Origin of the sequence: Pleomorphomonas carboxyditropha (assembly GCF_002770725.1) — a bacterium.
GTDB classification, from domain to species: domain Bacteria; phylum Pseudomonadota; class Alphaproteobacteria; order Rhizobiales; family Pleomorphomonadaceae; genus Pleomorphomonas; species Pleomorphomonas carboxyditropha.
Genome location: NZ_NQVN01000005.1, coordinates 154866 through 179479 on the forward strand (window position 1 = coordinate 154866; position 24614 = coordinate 179479).

Below are 24614 nucleotides of genomic sequence, written 5' to 3' on the forward strand. Positions count from 1 at the left end.
CGCCGGAAAGCGGCTAGGTGTCTCCGGCGGTTCCGGACATGTGCCGGGCTTACGGGAGAGGAATGATGTACATCGGGATCGACTGGGGCGGAACGAAGATGGAGGTGATCGGCCTCGATGCGGAGGGCCGCGAACTCTGCCGGCACCGCATCCCGACGCCGCGCCAGGATTACGACGCCTCGATCCGGGCGGTGGTCGATCTGGTGGGCCATGTCGAGGCGACGACCGGCGAGACGGGCAGCGTCGGCATCGGCCTGCCCGGCAGCCCCAATCCGCTCACCGGCCTCATCCGCAACTCCAACGCCTTCTGGCTGAACGGCAAGCCGCTCGGCCGCGACCTCGAAGCGGCGCTCGGCCGGCCGGTTCGGCTCGCCAACGACGGCAACTGCCTCGCCGTCTCCGAGGCGGTCGATGGCGCCGGCGCCGGGCTCGACGTGGTGGTCGGCATCATCCTCGGCACCGGCCACGGCGGCGGCATCGCCCTCAAGGGGAAGAGCCACGCCGGCTTCCAGGGGTTGGCCGGCGAGATCGGCCACTATTCGCTGCCCTGGCCGAAGGAGGGCGAGTATCCCGGTCCGAAATGCTGGTGCGGCCGGCGCGGCTGCCTCGAGATGTTCTGCTCGGGCACCGGCTTCGAGCTCGACTACAGGACGACGACCGGCGTCGCCCGCAAGGCGTCGGAGGTGATCGGGCTGAAGCGGGCCGGCGATCCCGTGGCCATGGCGGTCTATGGCCGCTACGTCGATCGCCTCGCCCGGTCGCTGGCGCTGATCATCGATCTCGTCGACCCGGACGTGTTCGTGCTGGGCGGCGGCATGAGCAACGTCGACGAGCTCTATGACGACGTGCCGAAGCTGTTGTCGGCCCGCACCAATCTCTGGGAAGGCGGAGAGGACGGCTCCGGCGACGGCCGGCTGGCGTTCTCCGACAGCGTGGCGACGCCGATCCGCAAGGCCAGACACGGCGACAGCTCGGGCGTCCGGGGAGCGGCCTTCCTGTGGAAGGAGTAGGATAGGGGCGCCTTATATCCGTCCCTTGCCTTATTCTGCCCGAGGTCCTGCGCCTGCGCGCAGGATGACAGGTTTATATAATAAAAACAAATATATAGATTGTCATCCTGCGCGCAGGCGCAGGACCTCGGGCAGGATGGAGCGATCGGCGAATATAGGTCGTCCCTTCTCTGCCCCGGAAAGCGCACGAGCGATTGCCTTCCCGCATGAAAAGAAGGAGGAGCTGACACAGCTCCTCCCCGGCAACGCGGATCGCCCGTACCGGCTCAGAGATCGACCCAGCGGCCGGTCTTTGCCGATTCGACGATGGCGTCGAGGATCTTCATCATCTGGATCGCGTCGCGCGGACCGTAGGGCAGCGGCTCGACGCCGCGGATCGCCTTGGCGAAGGCCTCGCCCTGCAGGCCGTACTGGTCGCAGGCCGGCAGGCGGATCTCTTCGATCTCGGCGTCGCCGAGAACCTTGCCGCGATCGAGCCGGATCACCGTCTCCGCCATCGCCGGGGCGTTGAAGGGGATCAGCACCTCGATGCGGCCGGTGGAACCGACGATGTTGACGTGCTGGTGCGGCACCGTCTGCGTGCCGACGGTGAACGTCAGGTGCCGGCCCTCGCCGAAGTCGAGGATGGCCGAGGTCAGCACGTCGGTGCCGAACGTCGGGTCGAGCTCGATCAGGCCGACCACCCGTTTCGGCTCGGCGTCGAACGCAAATCGGGCGGTGACGATGGGATAGACGCCGATGTCCCAGAGGCCGCCGCCGCCGTTTTCCGGCTTGTTGCGGATATTGGCGGGGTCGTCGAGGAAATAGGAGAAGAAGGCCTGCGCCGCCGCCACCTTGCCGATGGCGCCGCCGCGAACGAGCTCGCGCGCCTTCAGCCACTGCGGATGGTGGCGGACCATGAAGGCCTCGAGATAGACGATGCCCTGCGGCAGGGCGGCAAGCCGCTCGGCGTCCTTGGCGTTCATCGCCGCCGGCTTCTCGCAGAGCACGTGCTTGCCGGCGCGGGCGGCGGCGAGCGCCAGGTCGACGTGGCTGTCGTTGGGCGTCGGAATATACACCGCTTCGATGGTGGGATCGGCGAACAGCGCCTCGTAGGAGCCGTGGGCGACGGGGATGCCGAGAGCGGCGGCCGCCGCCTTCGCCGTGTTGGCGTTGCGCGAGGCAATGGCCGCCACCTCCAGCCAAGGCGTGGTGCGGAAGCCGGGGATCACCTTTTCACGAGCGATGTTGGCGGTGGAAACGACGCCGATACGGACCGGCTTTTGCGTGGACATATGCGCCCTCCCTACTGTTTTGTATGACTTATACGGGAGGGCTCGCCGGAAGGAAAGCGGTCAGCCGCCGTCCGATGGCCAGCCGTCGGACGAGGCCAGGCCGGCGTGCAGGCGGGCGAGTTCGCCGGTGGTCAGCGCCCGTTTGCGTTCGGTGGCGACCCGCCGCACCGCTTCGACCAGCGGCGCGGCGAGCCGCGGGTCGAGGGCAACGCCGCGGCTCGCCAGCACGTGGGCCAGGGCCTGGGCGCCGGAATGCTTGCCGACGACGACGGAATGCTGGCGGCCGAACAGCCGGGGATCGAGGCCCTGGTAGGTACCGGCCTCTTTCAGGAGGCCGGCGACGTGCAGGCCGCTCTCGTGGGCGAAGACGTCGCGGCCGACCACCGCCTTGCCGGGCGGCACGCCGCGGCCGGCCGCCGCGGCGACCGCCTCGGCGAGCGGCTTCAGCGACGGCAGGTCGATGCCGGTCGACAGGCCGTCGAGGCGGAGCAGGGCGACGGCCACTTCCTCCAGCGCCGCGTTGCCGGCCCGTTCGCCAAGGCCGAGCACGGTGACCGAGGCCTCGGTGCAGCCGGCGCGCAGGGCGGCCAGCGTGTTGGCGGTGGCAAGGCCGAGGTCGTCATGGCCGTGGAATTCCAGGGCGAGCGAGGTGCGGGATTTCAGTCCGGCCACCAGCGTCGCCGTCGACAGCGGATCGAGCACGCCGACCGTGTCGGCGAGCCGGAGGCGCCAGCCGCCGGCCCGTTCCACCGCCTCGGCCATGGCGGCGAGATGGCCGGGGTCGGCGCGCGAGGCATCCTCGGCGCCGACCGACACCGAAAAGCCGAGGTCGAGCGCCATCGGCACGAAGCGGCCGATGCGGAGAAGCGCCTCGCGCCGGTCGATACCGAGCTTGGCGGCGAGCTGCAAATCGGAGGCGGGGATGGAGAGGTTGATCGCCGGCGCGCCGCTGCGGACGGCGGCGGCGATGTCTCCGTCGCGCATGCGGCACCAGACGGCGACGCGGGCCGGCAGCGCCAGCCCGACGATGGCGGCGATGGTGTCGATCTCCTCGTCGCCCATGGCCGGTGTGCCGGCCTCGATCTCGGCGACGCCGGCAGCGGCGAGCGCCTCGGCGATGGCCAGCTTTTCGCCGCGCGTGAAGGCGACGCCCGGCGCCTGCTCGCCGTCGCGCAAGGTGGTGTCGTTGAGGCGGGCGTCGGTCATGCCGCGGTCTCCGGGATGCGGGCCTCCCGCGCGATGGCCGGCAGCACCTCGACGAGGCGGTCGACGTCGGCGTCGGTATTGAAGCGGGAGAGCGAGATTCGGACGGTCGAGCCGGCGAGGCGCCCGAGCCCCATGGCGAGGAGCACGCGGCTCGGCGCGGCGCCGCCGGCGGCGCAGGCCGAACCCGAGGAGGCGGCGATGCCGGCCCGGTCGAGGCGGTGCAGCATCATCTCGGCGTCCGAGCCGGGGAAGGCGAGGCAGGCCGTGTTGACGAGGCGGGCGTCGCGGTCGCCGAGGACGATGGCGCCGGGCAGGGCGGCGAGGATGGCCGCTTCGAGGCGGTCGCGCAGGCGGGCGAGGCGGCCGGCGTCGCCATCGGCGAGGGCGAGCCGGGCGGCGACGCCGAAACCGACGATGCCCGGCACGTTCTCGGTGCCGGCCCGGCGGCCGCGCTCCTGGCCGCCGCCGGTGATCAGGCTCGAAAAGGCCGTGCCGCGCCGGACGTAGAGGGCGCCGACGCCCTTCGGACCGTGCAGCTTGTGGGCGCTGAGCGAGGCCATGTCGACGCCGCCGGCGGCGACGGCTAGGTCGAGGCGGCCGGCCGCCTGCACGGCGTCGGTATGGAACAGGGCGCCGGCGGCGTGGGCGGCCGGCACGAGGCCGGCGATGGGGAACAGCGTGCCGGTCTCGTTGTTGGCGGTCATCAGCGTGACCAGCGCCGTGGCGGGGCCGAGGGCGGCGCGATAGGCGTCGAGGTCGAGCCGGCCGCGGCCGTCGACGGGCAGGCGGCGGACGACAATGCCGTCGGTCGCCGCGAGGCGGTCGAGCGTCGCGTCGACCGATGCGTGCTCGACGGCGGAGGTCAGCACCTCGCGCCGGCCGGGGCGGGCGGCGAGCGCCGCCCGGATGGCCGCGACGTTGCTCTCGCTGCCGCCGGAGGTGAAGACGATCTCGTCCGGCCGCTCGGCGCCGGCGAGCGCCGCCACCTCGCGCCGGGCGGTCTCGACGGCGCGCCTTGCCTCGCGGCCGGCCGCGTGGCCGGAGGACGGGTTGCCGGGAAGGCCGGTCAGCGCGGCGAGCATCGCCTCGACGACGCGCGGATCGGCCGGCGTGGTGGCGTTGGCATCGAGATAGACAAGCGGAGCGCCGGTCATGGTGGATGTCCGGATCAGGCGACGGCGGCGGCGCGGCCGAAGCGCTCGGCGTAGACCTTGCCGACGGCGGCCTCGATATAGTCGTAGGCATGGGCGTCGCTGACGATGATGCCGGCGGCGGCGAGCGCCTCACGCGGGCAGTCGCCCACCTTGGCGCAGAGCACGGTGTCGATGCCGTCGAGGGCGGCGATGGTGGGATCGAGCGTCGCGTCCTCGCCGAAGCCGCCCATGCAATAGGCGTCGACCTTGCGGTGGCCGGTGAGCGTGATGCCCTTCGGTCCCGCCTCGTAGACCTGGAATTCGCGGGCGTGGCCGAAGTGCTCGTTGACGCGGGCGCCGCCCTTGGTGGCGACGGCGACGAGGAGGCGGACGTCGTCGGTCACCGTGCCGACGCTGCGGAGAGCGTCGGCGCGGGCGGCGCCCCGGTCGCCGCGCTCGGCGGCGACGAAGGCGCGATAGGCTTGCCGGGGAGCGGGATCGTAGGTGACGGCCGCCGGCAGCCGGTCGAGGGTGAATTCCTGGCCGCGGTCCTCGCCGAGCAGGCCGATGGCGTCGGCGCGGCACTGGCGGCAATGGCGCATCAATTTGGCGCCGCCGTCGAGCCGGTCCTGCAATGCCTTGAGTTCGGCCGGCGTCGGTCCCCGCTGGCCGGTGAGGCCGAAATGGGTGCCGTGCGCCGGATCGGAGATCAGCGGCATGACGTTGTGCAGGAAGGCGCCGCGCGCCCGCACCGCCCGGTTGACCTCCGGGAGATGGTCGTCGTTGATGCCGGGGATCATCACCGAGTTGATCTTCACGAGGACGCCGCGCGCCGTCAGCATCTCGAGGCCGCGCATCTGCCGCTCGAGCAGAATGGTCGCCGCTTCCAGGCCGGTGCGGCGCTTGTGGTCGAAGAAGATCCACGGGTAGATCCGGGCGCCGATCGCCGGATCGACGGCGTTGATGGTGATCGTCACGTGGTCGATGGCCATGCCGGCGATCTCGTCGGCGTGGTCGGGCAGGACGAGGCCGTTGGTGGAGAGGCAGAGCTTGATGTCGGGAATGACCGCCCGCACCGCCTCGAAGGTGGCGCGGGTCTTCTTCCAGTTGGCGAGCGCGTCGCCGGGCCCGGCGATGCCGAGCACCGACAGCTCCGGCACGGCGGCGGCCACCGCCACCACTTTCCGCACCGCCTCTTCCGGCGTCAGCCGCTCGGAGACGACGCCGGGCCGGCTCTCGTTGGAGCAGTCGTATTTGCGATTGCAGTAGTTGCACTGGATGTTGCAGGCCGGCGCCACGGCGACGTGCATGCGGGCAAAATAGTGGTGCGCCTCCTCCGAATAGCAGGGGTGATCCTTGATCTTCTCCCAGATGGCCGGGTCGACATCGGCGGGGCGGGCCGAGGTGCCGCAGGACGACGAGGCGCAGCCGCCGCGCCTCGGGCTTGGCGAGGCCATCAGGCTGTCGAGGGAGACGATCTGCGAGGACATGGCAACTCTCCGGGCGAAACGAGGTCATCTCGTCTCCGCAAGCGATGTGCCAAAGTGAAAACCGTTAAATATCAGTCTGTTGTCTAGCCATGCCGCGAAAGCGACAGGGGAAACGACAGGCTTTGTCGGACTTGCGACACGACATCGCCGCGAGCGCGCACCGTCAAAAAACCGCGTCGGGTCAGGTGCCTTGCGCCTTCGCATCGGTTAGGCGGCGAATACTAGTAAAATCCCTTATTTTTCAATCGGAAACGCCATACATTAAAATGCCTCTAAGAAAGGCTTGCAATTCGTGCCGGATGTGTCGATAGTGCCGCCCGTCCCTTTCAAACTCACTCGTGACGAGGATATTTCCCATGCTCGGTATTGGCGACAAGCTCCCTTCCTTCACCGTCACCGGCGTCAAGCCCGGCTTCAACAACCACGTCGAGGGGGGCGTCTCCGCATTCGAGGAAATCACCGAAGCGTCCTTCCCCGGCAAGTGGAAGGTGATCTTCTTCTACCCGAAGGACTTCACCTTCGTCTGCCCGACCGAGATCGCCGAGTTCGCCCGTCTCGCCAAGGATTTCGAGGACCGTGACGCCGTCGTGCTCGGCGGCTCCACCGACAACGAATTCGTCAAGCTGGCCTGGCGGCGCGACCACAAGGATCTCGACAAGCTGCCGATCTGGTCGTTCGCCGACAGCAACGGCTCGCTGGTCGACGGCCTCGGCGTGCGCTCGCCGGACGGCGTCGCCTACCGCGTGACGGTGGTCGTCGATCCCGACAACACGATCCAGCACATCTACGGCACCAACCTCAACGTCGGCCGCAACCCGAAGGACACGCTGCGCGTCCTCGACGCCCTGCAGACCGACGAGCTCTGCCCGTGCAACCGCGAGGTCGGCGGCGAAACGCTGAAGGCCGCCTGATGTCGATCGCCAGCCTGCAGGACAGGCTTCCCCCCTATGCCCGCGACGTGAAGCTGAACCTGTCGGCCATGGCCGAGGACGACAGCCTGACGCCGCAGCAGAAGTACGGGTTGTTCGTCGCCTGTGGCCACGCGACGCGCAACGCGGACGTGGCGGCGGCGCTCGAAGGGGAGGCGGCGAGCCACCTCTCCGCCGAGGCGCTGGACGCCGCCCGCGGCGCCGGCGTGCTGATGGGCATGAACAACGTCTACTACCGCTTCCTGCACCTGACCTCGAACCCGGAATACCGGACCATGCCGGCGCGGCTGCGCATGCAGCTGATCGGCAAGCCGGGCGTCGACAAGGTCGACTTCGAGCTGTGGTGCCTCGCCGTTTCGGCCATCAATGGCTGCGGCATGTGCATGGACAGCCACGAGAAGGTGGTGCGCGAGGCCGGCTTGCCGGCGTCGGCGGTGCAGACCGCCGTCCGCTTCGCCGCCATCATCCAGTCGGCGGCGGTGGCGCTCGAGACGGCGGCGGTGGTCGCCGCCTGATCCCGACGCCCTTTATCGATCATTGAGCGCCCGGCCGGATACCTCCGGCCGGGCGTTCCGTTACCACTGATCGGCGGGCGGTCGGCCTTCGAACAGCTCGGCGAGGCGGCGGCGCGTCGCCGCGGTCGTTCCCTCCGGCAGGTCGTCCGGCGGGAAAAGGCCGATTTCGGCGATCTCGCGATTGGCGCGGAAGGCGCGACGCACCGCGCAGGCCGGCAGGTGGTAGAGGGCGACGTGGTCGCGGCCGGCCATGGCCGGATTGAAGTAAAGGCCGAGGAAGCGGGCGGGGCCGGTCGCCTCGTAGCCGGTTTCCTCCAGAAGCTCGCGGCAGGCGGCGGCCTCGGCCGTCTCGCCGGCATGGACGCCGCCGCCGGGCAGGTGCCAGCCGGACACGTAGGTGTGGCGGACCAGCAGCAGGCGCGCGTCGTCGAAGGCGATGGCGCGCACGCCCAGCGTGGTGCCGCGCCACAGCCGCACGGCCAGGGATCTGGCATGCCCGACAAGAGGTTGCATCGCATCGACGAGGCCGGAACGGGTCATGGGTTCCTCATTGCGCGAGCGGATGAGACGTTGGAAATGAGCCGAAAGTTAGCCCTCGTGCAAAAGCCGATCGGTCCGGCGTGGACCCTCTTTCCCCACGCATCCGCACGGTCCGGAAAGTCTGTGAACTTTCGGGTGGATGATTTAGCCTTTCGTCTAGGTCATACTTCGGGTTAACCACTTTTACCTCAAAGGAAAGCTCAGTGTTTAGCCTCATGGCAAAAACATCGTGCATTTGCTATAGCTTTCCTGTGAAAGAGAAGTCGCTGGTGATTTCTCTCGACAACCTCAGAAGAAGGCTATCATGTTTTCCCTCTTCCGCCGTCGCTTCAACCGTGCCCCGCGTTATAGTTGGGTGTCGGCCGTCGACGCGAGCAATCCCCATATCGTCGCCGCCGTGCTGACTTTCTGGGGGCGTTAGTCCGGTTCGGACACGCAACGGTTCGAGGCGTGAACCAACTTCATGAGCATACCATTCGGGGCGGGTCGCCGGGCGGCGATCCGCCCCTCGCTTTCAAGGTCGCGCCATCTGGCTTTACCGGCGGCCGGGCATCGGCTACCCAGGGATCATGTTCCGCCTGATCCACATTTCCGACCTGCATCTCGGTCCGCTGCCGGCGACGCGCATCCGCGATCTCGCGTCCAAGCGCATCCTCGGCTACGTCAACTGGCGACGCAACCGGTCGCGCGCCTTCGGCGACGATATCGAAGCGGCGCTCATCGCCGCCATCGCCGCCGAGCGGCCCGACCATGTCGCCGTGACGGGTGACCTCGTCAACATCGCGCTGGCCGGGGAGTATGTCACCGCCCGCGCTTTTCTCGGTCTCCTAGGGCCGGACGACGCGGTGAGCGCCGTGCCCGGCAATCACGACGCCTACGTGCCGGGCGCCGCCCGCCGGGCGCGGGAGGCCTGGGCGGCCTATATGACGGCGGATGCCGGCGAGGCGGGCGGCTGGCCCTATGTGCGCAGGCGCGGCGACGTCGCCATCGTCGGCGCGTCATCGGCCGTCGCCACCGGCCCGTTCATGGCGACGGGCAGCTTTTCCGAGGAGCAGGAGGAGCGGCTCTCGGCGGCGCTCGACACGCTCGGCCGGGCCGGTCTTTGCCGGGTGGTGCTGATCCATCATCCGCCGGTCAAGGGCGCGACGGCCTGGCACAAGCGGCTCTCCGGCGCCTCGCGCTTCCGCAAGGCGATCGCCAGGCACGGCGCGGAGCTCATCCTGCACGGCCATACCCACCAGCCGACCCGGCTGTCGGTTGCCGGCCCGAAGGGCGACGTGCCGGTGATCGGCGTTTCCGCCGCGACGCAACGGCCGGACGGCAGCCATCCGGCCGCCGGCTTCAACCTGTTCGATATCGAGAAGATCGATCCGGGATTCCGCATCCGTCACCGCCTGATGCAGGTGACGCCGGGCGGCGCGTTCGAGGAAACGCGCGCCGAGGAAATTATCAGCCCGGTACCATGAACCAGGCATAGGCGACGAGGCCGAGCGCCCCGACGGCAAATCCGGCCAGGAAGACGATCAGCGCCCAGACGAGGGCCGAGCCACGGTCGCCCGTCCGGCCCGCCGCCGGTTCGCCGGCCGTCTCGCGGCGGTCCAGCGCCACGCTTCGCAGCTTTTCGACCAGCGCGTCGCTTTCGAGCGAGCGTTCGCGCTCGACCACCCGCTCGGCGATATAGTCGGTCACCGCGTCGGCGGCCGCGTCGAGGTCGGCGCTCTCGTGCAGCGTGAGGCGGCCGAGGCGGGTGTCCTTCAGGAAACGGTAGGAGCGGCGGTCGCGCGCCATCACCACATGCGTGGTGGGGTCGATCCACAGGCGCGGCGGCGTCGAGCCGGCCACCTCGCAGATGAAATAGGGATCGTCGGCGGGCAGTTCGGCAAAGACGCTCTGGAGCTCTTCGGCCAGCAGCGTCAACCGCGCCCGGTCGCCGTCGTGCAGGTCGGCATAGGCGTCGGCCCGCTCGCTCTCGGCGATGCGCACGCGGCGCACGGCGTCGGAAAGACGCCGGACCTTGCCCTCGCCGATCTGGTTGTCGCCCGCCTCGCCGCCTGCCATGGATCACCTTGATTGGTTGGGTCCAGTCTGGAACCTCACTCGAAATCATACATGGATGGCGGAATTAGGACTAGCTTAACCATTCTGTGCCCACAGCGGCCGCCGCGCTCCGGGGAAATGGCTGGCGTGGCCTTTCCAGGTGGGGCTTGCCGTCCGGCCTTTCGTCGTGCTTGAAGTCTGCCATGATGCCCGGCGCCGTCCGGCGACCGTCGGCGAGGAGGAAGCCCATGAAGCCCGTTTTCATCCAGTTGCAGTGCACGCCCGGCCGGACCTACGCGGTGGCCGACGCCATCTACGCCCTCGAAATCGCTTCCGAACTCTACTCGACGTCGGGCGAATACGATCTGCTGATGAAGATCTACGTCGACTCGTCGGCCCATGACGACATCGGCAAGTTCATCAACGAGAAGATCTCGTCGATTCCCGGCATCGTACGGACGCTGACGACGCTGACGTTCCGGGCGTTTTAATCCGCGCGGCGTCCGACGGCGCTCAGCTGCCGCTGCCGCTCTGGAGCGCCAGGCGGGTGGCGCCGAGGATCGGGCCGGGCAGGCCGCCCTTCTTGGCCTGAACGATGACGGCAAGGCCGGCGGTGCCCTCGGGGGCCACGTCGGCGAGCGGCAGTTCCAGCGTCATCGCGTCGCCGGACCACATCCCGACCACCTGCATCCGGTCGACGACGTTGACATAGGTGACCGAGGCATCGCGATTCTCGCCGGAGCGGATATTCACCGTCTTCGGCGGCAGGTAGCCGGCGATCCACACCGAGGCCTCGCCGGCGTGTTCCCGTGCCGGCAGGGTGATGACGACGCGGTCGTCGGCGATGCGGGCGGCGACCGCCAGGTCGGGCGTCTCGCCGTTGTCGCGCATGACGTCGAAGGAGGCGCGGATTTCGTCCTGCCGGCTGCCGATCACCGCGCTGCGGCCGTTGAGCACCGCCTGCGGCGTGAAGACGGCGTGGTCGGCGCGCGCCTTGGCATATTCGCGCTGGCGGCGCGTGAATTCCGGCTTGGCGTAGGTGTCGCGCCAGCCGAGATAGTCCCAGTAGTCGACGGCGAAGGTAAGGGCGACGGTGTTGGGATCCTTGGCGAGCTGGGCCAGTACCTTGTCGGCCGGCGGGCAGGCGGAGCAGCCCTGGCTGGTGAACAGCTCGACGACATCGGCCGCCGCGGCGCTGCCGCCGCCGACTGCCAGGGCGACGCAGCAGGATGCCATGCTGCGAGCAAATCCGCCGAAGGTTCCCCGCCACACTAACGTATCCAAGGCCGACCTCTTCGCCTCTGTTCTTTACCGAAGCAAGGAATACGACGGCGGCGCATGACGATCCACTCACGAGTGCTTGACCGAACCAATCGGTCAACGCTGCCGCCCGGCCGAAGATCTCCCGGATAATCTCGCGGAATCAGGCCGGATTCCGCAACGCGGTGGCCTCGATCTCGATCTTCATTTCCGGGCGGATGAGGCCGGCGACAATCATGGTGGCGGCCGGCCGGACGTCGGCGAACCAGCGTCCGACCACCGAGAACACCGGATCGGCATAGGCGGCATCGGTGACGACACGTCCAAAAATCTGGCACTTAGGGTTTTACATGATTCAATGAGCCGTAGGGCCGATTCCGGCGAAGGGAATGTCTGGATTTTCGACATTGACGGACGGTTGGAGGTCTTCCGGCCAAGGGCGACGATCTCTTCCACCTTGGGCCATTTTAATGTCCTTCTCAGGCCCACTAGCCGTAACGTAAAAAGGATCACCTTTCAGGGGGGCTAATAAGTCCAAATGTTAAGCACGAATAATTGAAAATCTGTCAGTCATACTTTATTCAAATGGTGTAAAGTCATCAACAGGGCAACTTTCGGCATTTACCTATCTAATTCTCTACAAAATTAGAGAGTGTTTCGTAGATGCTCCCTGGGGTTGGGTTGTTAAGATCTTTTTTTATGTGGCTTTTATAAAAATGGATCAGGACTAAAGGCATCGAAAGATATTTCTCAGGATCGTCAATGGCATCGAATAATGGGACTTGCAATGCCGTCAGACAATATTCCGGCGGCAGGATTTGCCCATCAAAAGTGTTCTTTTGTAGCATGTCAAAAATTGCAAGGCGACCAAGCGCTCCCCATGGTAGGTGTTTCGCATGCATATTACAGGATAGCAGTGACCTGCGAAAAAATACCCAGGTTTTATGGGGATTTTTCCAAGACAAACCGCGCAAGGGATTCTGGAAGCGGCCGATAATCTCTTCAACGATCGGATGGTTCGGTTCAAGTTTCAGCACAGCATTGTTGATGCTCTCAAGTGTGGCGTGTCCCTCGTAGGCGAGGATATTCTTTCCGGAAAAATCAAAGTGGCGCACCAGAAAAATGTCCGCATCCAGCCATAGCGCCTCGAAGTGCTTCATGATTGTGACGCGATAGAGGTCGGAGAATATCGCGAGGCTTTTTTTCCGCGCCGTGCGGAAAACTTGGCTCTCAGGGATTAGCTGTGCGGCGTTGAACAGCTCGACGCCGTCCGGTACCTGAGGGTGATCATAAGAGTGCAAAACAACCCTATAGCCTAAGCGAACCCAGGATTTCAGGCACAGCTTCTCAAGGGGGCCTAATTCTCCATACACCCACAATGTATGGATAGCATATGTAGGCTTACTAGCTTCAGAGGGGGGCATTTCAAGTCCGGCAAGAGAAGCCCAAGACAGGTCCAGGGCAGCTTTTAGTCAGCTTAATGCCACATAGGATATCAAGGGCATACTATTTTTATAAGCGAGGCAAAAAATGTCCCGTAATTGAGCTCAGGCCATGTCCGTGGCTTGGGATGGGAAAAGTCCGTTCGGGCGAATTGTTTGCCCACACATGGCCCCACAAAATGACTTTTGATTCAATGCACCCGCTTTCCGATGAGCCCGCCGAGTATCTGATCAAGGATCGGCATGTCGTTCATGCGCTCTCTTGGGCTGGGTTGGTGCATGCCGTGCCGGACGCCAACACGATCTGAATCTTTCGCGAGGCGCTGAAGACGGCCGACGCCATCAGCCGGTGGTGCCGGAGACGAAGCACCAGGGGCCATCGGCGACGGCCCGCGAATAGCCGGCGGCCTTCTCGAAGGGCGAGCCGGTGGAAACGAGCTGGCGCATGGGCGCGGCCTCACATGAAAACGCCCTCCGAGGGGAGGGCGTCTCAGGAGAAATCAGGCCCAGGGACGGGCGGTGGCGTTCTTCGTCTCGAAGGCGGCGATTTCCGGCGCCTTCTCGAGCGTCAGGCCGATGTCGTCGAGGCCGTTCAGCAGGCAGTGCTTCTTGAACGGGTCGATGTCGAAGGAGACCTGGCCGCCGTCCGGGCCCTTGATCACCTGATTGACGAGGTCGACGGTCAGCGTGGCATTGGCGCCGCGCTCGGCGTCGTCCATCAGCTTCTTGAGGTCGTCGGGCGGGACGACGATCGGCAGGATGCCGTTCTTGAAGCAGTTGTTATAGAAGATGTCGGCAAAGCTCGTGGAGATGACGCAGCGGATGCCGTAGTCGAGGAGCGCCCAGGGCGCGTGCTCGCGCGAGGAGCCGCAGCCGAAGTTGTCGCCGGCCACCAGGATCTCCGCCTTGCGCCAGGCCGGCTTGTTGAGGACGAAGTCGGGGTTCTCCGAGCCGTCCTCGCGATAGCGCATCTCCGAGAACAGGCCCTTGCCGAGACCGGTGCGCTTGATGGTCTTGAGGTACTGCTTGGGGATGATCATGTCGGTGTCGATGTTGAGGATCGGCAGCGGCGCGGCGACCCCGGTGAGCACGTCGAATTTCTGCATGATCTGTCCTTTCCCGAAGCAAGCCATTACGCGGGGAGGAGGCCGGTAGTGGCCGGCCGTCCCAGCATCAGGTTGAGGTTCTGAACGGCGGCGCCGGAGGCGCCCTTGCCGAGGTTGTCGTAGAGCGAGACGATCAGCGCCTCGTCGCCGGCAGCGTCGGCGAACACGTAAAGGCGCAGTTCGTTGGTGTCGTTGAGCGCCCGCGGGTCGAGGCCGGCGAGCCGCTCGGTCGCTTCGAACGGCATCACCTTGACGAAGGTCTCGCCGGCATAGCGCTCGGCGAGCATCTCGTGGATCGCCTTCGCCTTGAGGCCGGGCGCCTGCGCCCACAGGCGGAGCGGCACGAAGGTCAGCATGCCCTGCGCGAAATTGCCGACCGACGGCTGGAACTGCGGCGCGTGGGTGAGACCGGTATAGGCGGCCATCTCCGGCAGGTGCTTGTGCTTGAAGGTGAGGCCGTAGGGCAGGAACGGCGCCGGATCGGCGGCGGACACATAGTCCTCGACCATCTTGCGGCCGCCGCCCGAATAGCCGGAGACGCCGTTGTAGCTGAGCGGCGCCCCGGCGGGCAGCAGGCCGGCCTCGACGAGCGGGCGGATGGCGGCGATCAGGCCCTGCGGCCAGCAGCCGGGGTTGGCGACGCGCTTCGATCCGGCGATCGCCTCGGCCTGGCCCCTGGCCATCTCGGCGAAGCCGTAGGTCCAGCCGGGCGCGACGCGATGGGCGGTGGAGGCATCGATCACCGCCGTGCGGTCGTTGTCGATGAGATTCACCGACTCCCTCGCCGCATCGTCGGGCAGGCAGAGGATGGCGACGTCGGCGGCGTTGAGGAGGCGCCGGCGCTCGTCCATGTCCTTGCGCTTGGCCGGGTCGATGGCCAGCAGCTCGATGTCGTCGCGGGCGGCGAGGCGGTCGCGGATCTGAAGGCCGGTGGTGCCTGCTTCGCCGTCGATATAGATCTTCGCCCGCGTCATGCTCGTTGCCCGGAATTGGCCGGCTCAGGCCGGCACATGTTGGAAAGTCCGCCGCGGCGGGGCGCCGGGCGGAGTGCCGAGAGGCTTTACCATCATCGGCCGCTCCTGTCATGCGCCTTGAAGGGCGACGCCGGCGCCAGGGGGCGGTATCCGACGGACTCGGGATCAGATGGGCAGGAGATAGGTGACGACGAGATAGGCGCAAAGGCCGATGGCCAGCACGGCCCCCAGCCCCCGGGCAATCTTGCGCGCAAAGATGACGTCGGGGTCTTCGTTGTCGTTGGCGGGGTCGTCGAACTGCATGGCTCCGGCCCGGTCGGAATGGTTTCGCTTGTATATAAGCGCCCTCGGGGTGCGGCCAAGTGAACAAAAGGGCTTGCATCGGGGTTAGCCTTCGGTCGACCCTTGCAGTGCACCGTCCGTCCGCCTGCCGATTCCCCTTGGGGGAGCGCCAGCCACCCGGACGGCAACGCCGAAGAGGTTGCCATGGCCAGGCTGTTCACCGCCCTCGAAATCCCCGCCGCGGCCGGCTTCCACCTGTCGCTCCTGAAGGGCGGCCTGCCCGGCGCCCGCTGGATCGACCCGGCCAACTATCACGTGACGCTGCGCTTCATCGGCGATATCGACCACCGCACCGCCGACGAGGTGGCCGCCGCGCTCGACCGCATCTACCGGCCGCCGTTCGAGATCAGCCTCAGGGGGCTGCACTGCTTCGCCTCCGGCCGCGTGCCGCATTCGCTGGCCGTCAAGGTGGAGCCGACCGACCAGTTGATCGAGCTGCAGGCCGAGCACGAGCGCATCATCCAGCGCCTCGGCTTGCCGGCCGAAGGGCGGCGCTACATTCCGCACGTCACGCTGGCCCGCTTCAAGGGCACCACCTCGACCGACGTTGCCCGCTGGCTGTCCGAGCACGGCGACTTCGTCGGCCCGCGCTTTCCCGTCGACCGCTTCGTGCTCTATTCGTCGCGCGCCTCGGTGGGCGGCGGCCCCTATCTCGTCGAGGAAGCCTATCCGCTGGCGGCTTGATCAGCTACCGGCGCGAAGCTTTTCCATGAAGGCGCGGGCGGCCCGGTCGCAGAGGTCGAACACGGCGTCGAAGGCCCGCTCGTCCTGGTAATAGGGATCGGGCACCTCGCCGGCGAGGCCGAGCGCTTCCTCGAGGCAGAGACCGATGCGCGCCGTCGAGCCGGCCGGCGCCAGGCGGTTGAGGTCGGCGACGTTCTGCCGGTCCATGCCGACGATCAGGTCGAAATCGGAAAAATCGGCCGGCCGCACCTGGCGGGCGCGCAGCGGCGCCAGATCGACACCGCGCTTGCGGGCGGCGGCGATGGCGCGCCGATCGGGCGGGTCGCCGGCGTGCCAGCCGCCGATGCCGGCGCTGTCGACGCGGGCGTGCCGGGAAAGACCGGCGGCGGCGAGGTGGTTGAGCATCAGCCCCTCGGCGGTGGGCGAGCGGCAGATGTTTCCGAGGCAGACGAACAGGATCGAGCGCATGGGGCGGTTTTCGCCGCGACGCGCCTTGCGGTCAAGACGGCGGCGATCATACTGTCCCTTATTGGAGTGTGCCGAATGGATTTCCTGCCGACGGGCGGCGTGCTCGCCGCCTATACGCTGGCCGTGCTGGCGCTCAACTATACGCCCGGACCGGACATGGCGATGTTCGTCGGCACGGCGATCACCCGCGGCCGGCGGGCGGGGATCGCCGCCTTTCTCGGCACCAATACCGGCATTCTCGTGCATACGCTTCTGGTGACCTTCGGCCTCGCGGCGCTGCTCGCCGCTTCGCCGGTTGCCTTCGACGTGCTCAAGGTGATCGGCGCGTTCTATCTGCTGCATGTCGCCGTCGGCTCCATCCGGCATGGCAGCCGCTTCGCGCCGGAAGGTGGCGCCCTGCCGCCCGAGCCGGCCAGCCGGCTCTACCTCAAGGGGCTCGCCATCAACGTGCTGAACCCCAAGGTGGCGCTGTTCTTCCTGACCTTCCTGCCGCAGTTCGTCGAGCCGGGCGATCCGGCGGCCCGCGGCAAGCTGCTGTTCCTCGGCCTGTGGTTTCTTCTGGTGTCGACGCTGTCGACGCTGCCGCTGATCCTCGGGGCGAGCGGCGTCGCCGCCTTTCTCAAGGCGCGGCCGAAGGTAATGCGGGGCATCGACTATGTGTTCGCCGGGGTGATGGGCGCCTTCGCGGTCAAGCTGGTCACGGCTCGTCTTTAGAGCTCCGCCGTCCGGTCAGGAAAACGCCGTCGACGCCGGCCATGCGGCCGGCCGCCAGCCAGTAGACGAAGCCGCCGATGAAACCGGCGGCGATCAGGATGGCGATGCGGCGCGGATCGCCGTCGAGCGGGCGCATCATCGGCGCGATTCCGAAGGCGGGCAGGGCGCCGAGGAAGCCGCCGGCGACGAGATAGATGAGAACCGAGCGCAGGCGGAACACCTCGGTGACCAGGATGATCACCGCCCAGGGGGCGAGCGCCATGGCGCCGAGGTAGCTGGCGGCAAAGGCGGCGCCGACGCCGAAGTTGCCCCAGAACCAAACGCTGTCGGCCGGATCGGCGGGGCCGAGACCGACCGAGGCGGCCAGCATGAACACGGCGGCGGCGATCACCGCCAGGATGAAGCCGATCAGCGCGGCGAAGATGCGGCCGACCGCCCGCATCAGTCCTCTCCGTGGCCGGCCACCATGGCGCGCATGGCGAGATCGGCCTCCATGAGCCCCATCTCCAGCCGGAGCCGCTCGGTCTTCCTGAGCCGCTCGCTCTCGCTCTTCAACTGGCCGCAGGCGGCGGCGATGTCGCGGCCGCGCGGCGTGCGGATCGGCGAGGCGTAGCCGGCGTCGTTGACGAACTGGGCGAAGGCCTCGATCGTTTCCCAGTCGGAGCACTCATAGGCGGTACCCGGCCAGGGATTGAAGGGAATGAGGTTGATCTTGGCCGGAATGCCCTTCAGGAGCTTGACCAGATCGCGGGCGTCCTCGAGGCTGTCGTTGACGCCCTTCAGCATCACGTATTCGAAGGTGATGCGGCGCGCATTCGACAGGCCCGGATAGGCGCGGCAGGCGTCCATCAGCTCCTTCAGCGGATACTTCTTGTTGATCGGCACCAGCACGTTGCGCAGGTCGTCGCGCACGGCGTGCAGCGAGATGGCCAGCATGCAGCCGATCTCGTCGCCGGTACGGGCGATGTTCGGCACCATGCCGGAAGTGGACAGCGTGACGCGGCGCTTCGACAGCGACAGGCCGTCGCCGTCCATGATGATGGCGAGCGCCTGCTTGACGGCGTCGAAATTGTAGAGCGGCTCGCCCATGCCCATCATGACGACGTTGGAAACGAGACGTCCCTCGCTCGGGATGGCCGCCTCGGCGTTGTGCGCCACGTCCGGATAGTCGCCGAGCCGATCGCGGGCGACCAGCACCTGCGCCACGATCTCCTCGGCGGTGAGGTTGCGCACCAGCATCTGCGTGCCGGTGTGGCAGAAGGCGCAGTTGAGCGTGCAGCCGACCTGCGAGGAGACGCAGAGCGTGCCGCGCCCCTCCTCGGGAATGTAGACGGTCTCGATCTCCACCGGCTTGCCGGCGCCGCGCGAGGGAAAGCGCATCAGCCATTTTCGCGTGCCGTCGGCCGATACCTGCTCGGCGACGATTTCCGGCCGGCCGACGACGTAGGCGGCGTCGAGGCGGGCGCGCAGCTCCTTGGCGACGTTGGTCATCGCCGAAAACTCGCGCACGCCGCGCACGTAGATCCAGTGCCAGAGCTGGGCGACGCGCATGCGGAGCTGCCGCTCCTCGACGCCGATGGCGAGGAGCGCCTTGGCCATCTCGACGCGCGTCATGCCGACGAGCGACGGCTTTTCCGGCGCGGCGGCGGGCAAGGCGGCAACAGGGCGATGGTCGATGAGGGTCGACATGGGCGTTCGGTCGGTCCTGATGGGGTTGGGAGGCGAAAAATGTCGCCGGAAAAACAAGAACGGCCGCGGACGTCACCGTCCCGACCGTTCCCGGTTAAGAAAAGCCATAGCAGAAAACCGGAGAAAACCCAAGCCTAGGTTGGGTTGATCCCGATTCAGGCGTGCAACTTACTGACACTCGCCATCGATGCGCTTCAAGGCGGCGCTGACGCCCTTCAGCGAATAGGTATCCGTCGTCACGGTGCCGCGGCGCGAGGTGCCGGTGATCACCATATCCGAGCCGGCCTTCATGGCGTTGATGAAGCGGCTTTCCTCGGCGGCGTTGTCGACCCAGGCGCCCTGGTCCTTGGTGTACATGCTGAAGGTGGCGTCGCCGATCTTGACGGTGGTCTTGGAGCCTTCCTTGTAGGGATAGCCGGTGATCACCGACACCTCGTGCTTGACGCCTTCCTTCGGACGATTGGTGATGAACATGAACACCGGGTCGCGGTTGACGCCTTGCGGCTGCGTGTCGGTCGGCTGCGTGGCAGCGTAGCAGACCTTGGCGCCGGCATTGTTGTAGGTGTAGGTGGCCCAGCGCTCGAACGTCTGGAGCGGCGTGGGCGCCTTGGTCTGCTGCTGCTGGGCGCCGGCGATGGTCGTCGCGCCGAGCAGCAGTGCGACGGCCAAGCCGAGGGTGCGTGCGTTCGTCATCTAATCACCTTGGGTCTTGTCGTGGGACACGGATGCGCCCACCGAAGCGGTCCGCATGAAGCCTAAGGGAAACGTTAAGGCGTCATGGTTACCAAAGTGTTGCTCCGGCGTTTCGTTTCGTCGGGCGATGGTGGCCATGGGCGCCTCACGTTGCTGCGGCGCGAGGCTTGGCCCGAAATCGGGCGACAATGCGGCCAGCCGTGGTGGTCTCGTTTCGCTGTCGCGAGTTATCCGGCTTTTTCGGCGGCGAGCCGGTCGAGGGCAACGCGGGCGGCCAGGCGGTGGCGCTCGCCGATGTGGCGCCGCACCATGCCGATGGCGGTGACCAGCACGGTGATGTCGTCGGAGAAGCCGAACCCCAGAATGAAGTCCGGCACGATGTCGAGCGGCACCACGAAATAGGCGAGGGCGGCGAGCAGCGTCGCCCGCACCGATGCCGGCGTCTCGGGGTCGAGGGCGCAGTAATAGGCGGCCACCACCTCGTCGATGAAGGGAATGGCGGCGATCGCTTTCTTGACCGTCTTCCAGAAGCGGGAGCGGACACGGGCCTCGTGGCCTTCGGCCGGGCCGATGATCTCGGGGTCGGGATGGTGGGATTTGCGCATGGCGTCGAAAATGGGAATCCGGGCGGCCGCTGTCAACGGTCGATGCGGTAGATCGGCATGCGGCCGCCCGGCGCCTTGTAGATGCGGGTGTCGAGGGCGCCGAGCGGCTCGATCCGCTCCGGCGCGATGCCGAGCGCCGCCGGATCGGCCTCGGTGACCAGCAGCGCCGGACCATGGACGGCGGGCTCATAGGGAATGGTCATCTCGAACTGGTCGGCCGGCGCGGCGCCGGGCGCCACATAGGGCCGGACGTCGAGGCCGCTGTCGCGCAATTCGTAGAGGGTTTCGGAGGTCATCGGCCGTCCGACGGTGACGACGGTGCGGACACCGGCCGCCCGGGCGGCCTCGGCAAGCTTGTCGCCGTAATCGGCCCAGTGCAGCAGGCGATGGAGCTGCCGCGGCTTTTCCGGCAGCGGCACATGGCCGACGAGGCTGGCGCCGGCGGCCAGCGCCACGGCCGCCGCCGTGCCGATCGCCGCCGACAGCTTCAGGAGACCGCGCCAGCGGCCGTTGCAGAGCAGGGCGCTGGCGAAGACGATCAGCGCCGGGAAGGCGGTGGCCGCCCAGTTGCCGTGCAGCTTGGCGAAGGCGGCATTGACGCCGATGACGATCAGGATGGGCAGGCTCAGCCACATCATCAGCCGGTCGGCCGCCGGCCTGGCCGATCGCCAGCCGAGGATGGCGGCGAGGATGGCGACGGCGAACAGGATCGGCCCGGGAATGACCGCCTGCCCGCCGAGATATTCGAAGATCTTGCCGAACTTGAAGCCGATCTTCTCCCAGCCGGCGTTGTCGCCGGTATGATGGAAGGTGACGAAGCCGTTGTGCGCGTTCCAGATCAGGTTGGGCAGGAAACCGGCGAGGCCGCCGAGAAGCGCCACCCAGGTGGCGCCGGTGCGCAGGAGCGGGCGCCGGTCGGCCGTCGCGACGAGATAGACGAGCAGCGAGGCCGGCAGGTAGATCATCGCGTATTTGGCGTTGAGGCCGACGGCGACGGTGCCGGCGAGATAGAAGGCGCGGGCGAGGGACCGCTTTTCGAGGAGCAGCACCGTCGCGTGCAGGCCGACGCACCAGAAGAACAGGAGCGGCACGTCGGTGTTGAGAATCAGCGACGACAGGCTGACGGCCGGCATCGCCACATAGGCGAAGGCGCTCCAGAAGGCGACGCGGGCGTCATAGAGGCGGCGGGCGGCGAGGAAGACGAACCAGGCGGCCGCCGCGTGCAGGATGGGCGCCGGCGCCCGCACGCAGGCGACGCCGTCGCCGCAGACTTCCGTCGTGCCGCGGATCAGCCAGGCGATCAGGCCCGGCTTGGTGAAATAGCCGAAGGCGAGGTGCCGCGACCAGGCCCAATACTGCGCCTCGTCATAGGTGAGCTCGAAACCGCTCAACAGGAGGGCGGCGAGGCGAAGGAGAAGGAAGGCGGCGATGACCAGAAGGGTCAGCCTCGTCCAGTCACGGTCGGAAATCGGATGCGGATCGGTCATGCTCGGCTCGGCTGGCAAGGTGGCGGCCGGTTTATCAGCTGCGATCGTGGCCGGCAAATGGCGAATCTCCAGCCTTGCGCGGCCGGCATAGTCGGTTAAATTGCCGCCGATCCTTTCGAGCCGCCGGCGACCCTCCCGCCGACCGCCGCGGCGTTCATCCTCACGGAGTTTCCATGAAAAAGGGCGAAGTCAAGAAAGTCGTGCTGGCCTATTCGGGCGGCCTCGACACGTCGATCATCCTCAAGTGGCTGCAGACCGAGCTCGGCGCCGAGGTGGTGACCTTCACCGCCGACCTCGGCCAGGGCGACGGCGATCTCGAGCCGGCCCGCAAGAAGGCCGAGATGCTGGGCATCAAGGAGATCTTCATCGAGGACGTGCGCGAGGAGTTCGTCCGCGATTTCGTCTTCCCGATGTTCCGCGCCAACGCCGTCTACGAGGGCGTCTACCTGCTCGGCACGTCGATCGCCCGGCCGCTGATCTCCAAACACCTGATCGACATCGCCAAGAAGACCGGCGCCGACGCCATCGCCCACGGCGCCACCGGCAAGGGCAACGACCAGGTGCGCTTCGAATTGTCCGCCTACGCGCTCAACCCGGACATCAAGATCATCGCCCCCTGGCGCGACTGGACGTTCAAGAGCCGCACCGACCTCCTGGACTTCGCCGAGAAGCACCAGATCCCGATCGCCAAGGACAAGAAGGGCGAGGCGCCCTTCTCGGTCGACGCCAACCTGCTGCACTCGTCCTCCGAGGGCAAGGTACTGGAGGATCCGTCGCAGCCGGCGCCGGAATACGTCCACATGCGCACCATCTCGCCGGAGGAGGCGCCCGACAAGGCGACCATCATCACCGTCGGCTTCGAGAAGGGCGATGCCGTTTCCATCAACGGCAAGCGCATGAGCCCGGCCGAACTTCTGACGGCGCTCAACACCTACGGCCATGACAACGGCATCGGCCGTATCGATCTGGTCGAGAACCGGTTCGTCGGCATGAAGTCGCGCGGCGTCTACGAGACCCCCGGCGGCACCATCCTGCTCGCCGCCCACCGGGCGATCGAAAGCATCACGCTCGACCGCGGCGCGGCGCACCTCAAGGACGAGTTGATGCCGCGCTACGCGGAGCTGATCTACTACGGCTTCTGGTTCGCGCCCGAGCGCTACATGCTGCAGGCGCTGATCGACAAGAGCCAGGAGAATGTCGAGGGCGAGGTGACGCTGAAGCTCTACAAGGGCAACGTCATCGTCACCGGCCGCTCGTCGCCGAAGACGCTCTACTCGTCGACGCTGGTCACCTTCGAGGACGATCAGGGCGCCTACGATCAGAAGGACGCCGCCGGCTTCATCAAGCTCAACGCGCTGCGGCTCAGGACGCTCGCCAAGCGCGACCGCGGCTAAGCGCTATCAGAATGGCAATTCCTCCTGCCCGTCGCCCTCATCGGGGGCAGCGGGTGGGAGCAGGTCGAACTCGACCTGTTGAGCTGCGGCATTTGCGGCATTGCGGCCGACCTTCAGGCAATAGAAAGCCGCCGGCTCGAAATGCATCGGCACGATATCGAAGCTGATATCCCCGGTTTTCTGCCTGGTGGTGATCACGATATTTGGCGATGGGGCAGGCCAGTTGAGCGAGCGGGCGTGTTTCGCCGCGAATTTGCGCAGGTAGCCGAGATCTCCGGGGCGTTCGAAAAAGCGGTCCGTCCATTTGATCTCGACGATCCATGCCGGTTCGCCGAACTGGACGGAAACAATGTCGATCTCCCCCTCCTTGTCCCTTGCATAACGAAGATGATCCTTGGCCTTGGCGTCGTGGAACCATTGGGCGAAGATCGCCGTCTCGACCATGGCGCCCATGATGTCGTCGTCCGCCCTGACGGGTCCGAACAAAGCCGCCCGAAGGCAAGGATTGGTCAGGTAGACCTTGAAATAATGGTTGCGCTGGAAGCGCTGAGCGTTGATGTCGATGCGTTCCACGGTGCGCACCAGGAAGGCGGCTTCCAGATATTCGATATAGCGCCTGAGGGTGTTCTTGGCGACGCGGGAGCTTTTCGACAGCCCTTCCAGCGAGACCTCCTGGCCGGTGTTGAAAGCCAACACCTTGAAGAGATGCTGCAATTCCTGAACGTCGGAAATGCCGTAGAGGCTCGGCAAATCGCGTAACAGCACCTTCTCGACGATGTCCTGGCCGATGTAGCGCGCCGGGTTCCGCTTGGCTTCCTCGGACAGGGCGAGTTCCGGATAGCCGCCGTAGTTAAGGTAGTCGACGAAGGCGGCGTTGAGTTCGCCGATGCGGTCGATCAGATCCGTTTCCCCCATGACGGTTGCCAGGGGATGCCCTGTCAGGCGCAAGAACTCGGCGAAGGTCAACGGCGGCAGCAGAAACTCGGTGAAGCGGCCGGCCCCTGATTCCCGCGATCCACGCGAGAGGGCGGCAGCGGCCGAGCCGGAGACCACGAACTTGATGTCGCGATAGCTGTCGACCAGCGACTTCAGGTGAACTTCCCAGTCCTTGAGGTATTGAATTTCATCGAAGAAGATCGTCCTGTCGCCCGGCGCGCCGCCATAGCTGCCGAGATAGACCTGAAGCAGCTTTTCGAGCGGCAGGCCGGAAAACAGCGGCGTATCGAGCGAGATGAACAGCAGGTTCTGCTTGTCAGCTCCCGCTGCTAGCAAATGCTTTATGGCCTGCTGCATCATGATCGTCTTGCCGACGCGGCGCGGCCCCATCAGCACCACGGCCCGGCGAAGCTGCCGTTGGCGAACAAGGTCGAGGAAAGGCGCGAAATAGTCGCGCTCGGGATAGGCGGAAACATCCTGAGGTATGGCACCGCTGCCCCACCACGGATTGTCGAAGCGCATTCGGTTGACGAGTTCTTCGTCAGATATGGTCAGCATTTGGATCACCCAATTGATCCTATAGGCGCCTCAACCGCTAACAAGGTCATTTGACTGATCTTATTTGACATGCCTTATGAATAAGATCAATGGGCTGACTCTAAAAAATGGTCGGCACCCCTAACCAA

The 24614-nt window shown here is 66.5% G+C and carries 26 protein-coding genes and 2 pseudogenes; 8 read left to right on the forward strand and 20 right to left on the reverse strand.

Features of this window, described 5'->3' with window-relative positions; all coding sequences use genetic code 11:
* Positions 1 to 65: 65 nt before the first annotated feature.
* Positions 66 to 1010 (forward strand): ROK family protein, encoded by a 945-nt coding sequence (locus CJ014_RS10890; RefSeq protein WP_100080507.1) that lies wholly within the window; start codon positions 66 to 68, stop codon positions 1008 to 1010.
* A gap of 266 nt (positions 1011 to 1276) precedes the next feature.
* On the opposite strand, the gene CJ014_RS10895 is transcribed toward CJ014_RS10890, so the two are convergent.
* From CJ014_RS10895 to nifB, 4 genes are read right to left on the reverse strand one after another with little or no spacing between them, the layout of a single operon-like run.
* On the reverse strand, positions 1277 to 2284 hold the full coding sequence (locus CJ014_RS10895; RefSeq protein ID WP_100080508.1) for a Gfo/Idh/MocA family protein: 1008 nt from the start codon (positions 2282 to 2284) through the stop codon (positions 1277 to 1279).
* A gap of 60 nt (positions 2285 to 2344) precedes the next feature.
* A complete protein-coding gene (gene nifV / locus CJ014_RS10900; protein WP_100080509.1) occupies positions 2345 to 3490 on the reverse strand; it encodes a homocitrate synthase in 1146 nt (381 codons plus the stop codon).
* On the reverse strand, positions 3487 to 4644 hold the full coding sequence (locus CJ014_RS10905) for a cysteine desulfurase family protein (protein ID WP_100080510.1): 1158 nt from the start codon (positions 4642 to 4644) through the stop codon (positions 3487 to 3489). The genes nifV and CJ014_RS10905 overlap by 4 nt, the downstream gene beginning before the upstream one ends.
* 14 nt (positions 4645 to 4658) lie before the next feature.
* Positions 4659 to 6113, reverse strand: a complete 1455-nt coding sequence (gene nifB, locus CJ014_RS10910) for a nitrogenase cofactor biosynthesis protein NifB (protein WP_100080511.1) — start codon at positions 6111 to 6113, stop codon at positions 4659 to 4661.
* 356 nt (positions 6114 to 6469) lie between these two features.
* Between nifB and CJ014_RS10915 the strand changes: the two genes are divergently transcribed.
* Positions 6470 to 7024, forward strand: coding sequence for a peroxiredoxin (locus tag CJ014_RS10915; RefSeq protein WP_100080512.1), 555 nt, complete (start codon positions 6470 to 6472; stop codon positions 7022 to 7024).
* Positions 7024 to 7557, forward strand: coding sequence for an alkylhydroperoxidase, AhpD family (gene ahpD / locus CJ014_RS10920; RefSeq protein ID WP_100080513.1), 534 nt, complete (start codon positions 7024 to 7026; stop codon positions 7555 to 7557). Before CJ014_RS10915 ends, ahpD begins: the two co-directional genes overlap by 1 nt.
* A 60-nt stretch (positions 7558 to 7617) precedes the next feature.
* On the opposite strand, the gene CJ014_RS10925 is transcribed toward ahpD, so the two are convergent.
* Positions 7618 to 8097 carry an NUDIX domain-containing protein gene (locus CJ014_RS10925; protein ID WP_342588537.1) on the reverse strand — a complete coding sequence of 160 codons (480 nt, stop codon included), beginning with the start codon at positions 8095 to 8097 and terminating at the stop codon, positions 7618 to 7620.
* Positions 8098 to 8666: 569 nt separating this feature from the next.
* On the opposite strand from CJ014_RS10925, the gene CJ014_RS10930 reads away from it, so the two are divergent.
* A complete protein-coding gene (locus tag CJ014_RS10930; protein ID WP_100080514.1) occupies positions 8667 to 9563 on the forward strand; it encodes a metallophosphoesterase family protein in 897 nt (298 codons plus the stop codon).
* On the opposite strand, the gene CJ014_RS10935 is transcribed toward CJ014_RS10930, so the two are convergent.
* Positions 9547 to 10155, reverse strand: coding sequence for a hypothetical protein (locus CJ014_RS10935; RefSeq protein ID WP_100080515.1), 609 nt, complete (start codon positions 10153 to 10155; stop codon positions 9547 to 9549). The two genes, CJ014_RS10930 and CJ014_RS10935, sit on opposite strands and share 17 nt — an antisense overlap.
* A gap of 227 nt (positions 10156 to 10382) precedes the next feature.
* On the opposite strand from CJ014_RS10935, the gene CJ014_RS10940 reads away from it, so the two are divergent.
* Positions 10383 to 10625 (forward strand): Lrp/AsnC ligand binding domain-containing protein, encoded by a 243-nt coding sequence (locus CJ014_RS10940; protein ID WP_100080516.1) that lies wholly within the window; start codon positions 10383 to 10385, stop codon positions 10623 to 10625.
* 22 nt (positions 10626 to 10647) lie between these two features.
* Here the strand turns inward: CJ014_RS10940 and CJ014_RS10945 are convergent, their stop codons facing one another.
* The 7 genes and pseudogenes from CJ014_RS10945 to CJ014_RS27830 all read right to left on the reverse strand — a co-directional run bounded on the left by CJ014_RS10945 (position 10648) and on the right by CJ014_RS27830 (position 15219).
* Complete coding sequence (locus tag CJ014_RS10945) at positions 10648 to 11370, reverse strand: DUF1223 domain-containing protein (RefSeq protein WP_100080517.1); 723 nt, start codon at positions 11368 to 11370, stop codon at positions 10648 to 10650.
* Between the two features lie 187 nt (positions 11371 to 11557).
* Positions 11558 to 11710 (reverse strand): annotated as a pseudogene (locus tag CJ014_RS28170) (RidA family protein); the annotation flags it as partial.
* Between the two features lie 313 nt (positions 11711 to 12023).
* A complete protein-coding gene (locus tag CJ014_RS27545) occupies positions 12024 to 12818 on the reverse strand; it encodes a glycosyltransferase family 32 protein (protein WP_133121840.1) in 795 nt (264 codons plus the stop codon).
* Between the two features lie 363 nt (positions 12819 to 13181).
* Positions 13182 to 13283: pseudogene (locus CJ014_RS10960) on the reverse strand (RidA family protein); the annotation flags it as partial.
* Positions 13284 to 13336: 53 nt separating this feature from the next.
* A complete protein-coding gene (gene leuD / locus CJ014_RS10965) occupies positions 13337 to 13942 on the reverse strand; it encodes a 3-isopropylmalate dehydratase small subunit (protein WP_100080519.1) in 606 nt (201 codons plus the stop codon).
* A gap of 26 nt (positions 13943 to 13968) precedes the next feature.
* Positions 13969 to 14916 carry an N-acetyl-gamma-glutamyl-phosphate reductase gene (argC, locus tag CJ014_RS10970; RefSeq protein WP_100080520.1) on the reverse strand — a complete coding sequence of 316 codons (948 nt, stop codon included), beginning with the start codon at positions 14914 to 14916 and terminating at the stop codon, positions 13969 to 13971.
* Between the two features lie 165 nt (positions 14917 to 15081).
* Positions 15082 to 15219, reverse strand: coding sequence for a hypothetical protein (locus tag CJ014_RS27830; RefSeq protein WP_165790818.1), 138 nt, complete (start codon positions 15217 to 15219; stop codon positions 15082 to 15084).
* A 183-nt stretch (positions 15220 to 15402) separates the two neighbouring features.
* Here CJ014_RS27830 and thpR point away from each other — a divergent pair, with 183 nt between their 5' ends.
* A complete protein-coding gene (gene thpR / locus CJ014_RS10975; RefSeq protein WP_100080521.1) occupies positions 15403 to 15942 on the forward strand; it encodes an RNA 2',3'-cyclic phosphodiesterase in 540 nt (179 codons plus the stop codon).
* Here the strand turns inward: thpR and CJ014_RS10980 are convergent, their stop codons facing one another.
* Positions 15943 to 16410: a low molecular weight protein-tyrosine-phosphatase gene (locus tag CJ014_RS10980; protein WP_100080522.1), complete on the reverse strand. Its 468-nt coding sequence runs from the start codon at positions 16408 to 16410 to the stop codon at positions 15943 to 15945.
* Positions 16411 to 16485: 75 nt separating this feature from the next.
* Here CJ014_RS10980 and CJ014_RS10985 point away from each other — a divergent pair, with 75 nt between their 5' ends.
* Entirely contained in the window at positions 16486 to 17124 is a 639-nt protein-coding gene (locus CJ014_RS10985) for a LysE family translocator (RefSeq protein WP_100080523.1), read from the forward strand.
* Here CJ014_RS10985 and CJ014_RS10990 read toward each other — a convergent pair.
* The 5 genes from CJ014_RS10990 to CJ014_RS11010 form a co-directional block, all read right to left on the reverse strand.
* On the reverse strand, positions 17108 to 17566 hold the full coding sequence (locus CJ014_RS10990) for a hypothetical protein (protein WP_100080524.1): 459 nt from the start codon (positions 17564 to 17566) through the stop codon (positions 17108 to 17110). The genes CJ014_RS10985 and CJ014_RS10990 overlap by 17 nt on opposite strands.
* A complete protein-coding gene (gene rlmN / locus CJ014_RS10995; RefSeq protein ID WP_100080525.1) occupies positions 17566 to 18813 on the reverse strand; it encodes a dual-specificity RNA methyltransferase RlmN in 1248 nt (415 codons plus the stop codon). Before rlmN ends, CJ014_RS10990 begins: the two co-directional genes overlap by 1 nt.
* A 168-nt stretch (positions 18814 to 18981) precedes the next feature.
* Positions 18982 to 19506, reverse strand: coding sequence for an invasion associated locus B family protein (locus CJ014_RS11000; protein ID WP_245427258.1), 525 nt, complete (start codon positions 19504 to 19506; stop codon positions 18982 to 18984).
* Positions 19507 to 19733: 227 nt separating this feature from the next.
* Positions 19734 to 20111 carry a YkvA family protein gene (locus CJ014_RS11005; protein WP_100080526.1) on the reverse strand — a complete coding sequence of 126 codons (378 nt, stop codon included), beginning with the start codon at positions 20109 to 20111 and terminating at the stop codon, positions 19734 to 19736.
* A gap of 32 nt (positions 20112 to 20143) precedes the next feature.
* Positions 20144 to 21598, reverse strand: coding sequence for an ArnT family glycosyltransferase (locus CJ014_RS11010; protein WP_100080527.1), 1455 nt, complete (start codon positions 21596 to 21598; stop codon positions 20144 to 20146).
* Between the two features lie 173 nt (positions 21599 to 21771).
* Here CJ014_RS11010 and CJ014_RS11015 point away from each other — a divergent pair, with 173 nt between their 5' ends.
* On the forward strand, positions 21772 to 22992 hold the full coding sequence (locus tag CJ014_RS11015; protein ID WP_100080528.1) for an argininosuccinate synthase: 1221 nt from the start codon (positions 21772 to 21774) through the stop codon (positions 22990 to 22992).
* 6 nt (positions 22993 to 22998) lie between these two features.
* Here CJ014_RS11015 and CJ014_RS11020 read toward each other — a convergent pair whose 3' ends face one another.
* Positions 22999 to 24486 (reverse strand): ATP-binding protein, encoded by a 1488-nt coding sequence (locus tag CJ014_RS11020; RefSeq protein ID WP_100080529.1) that lies wholly within the window; start codon positions 24484 to 24486, stop codon positions 22999 to 23001.
* Positions 24487 to 24614: the final 128 nt, after the last annotated feature.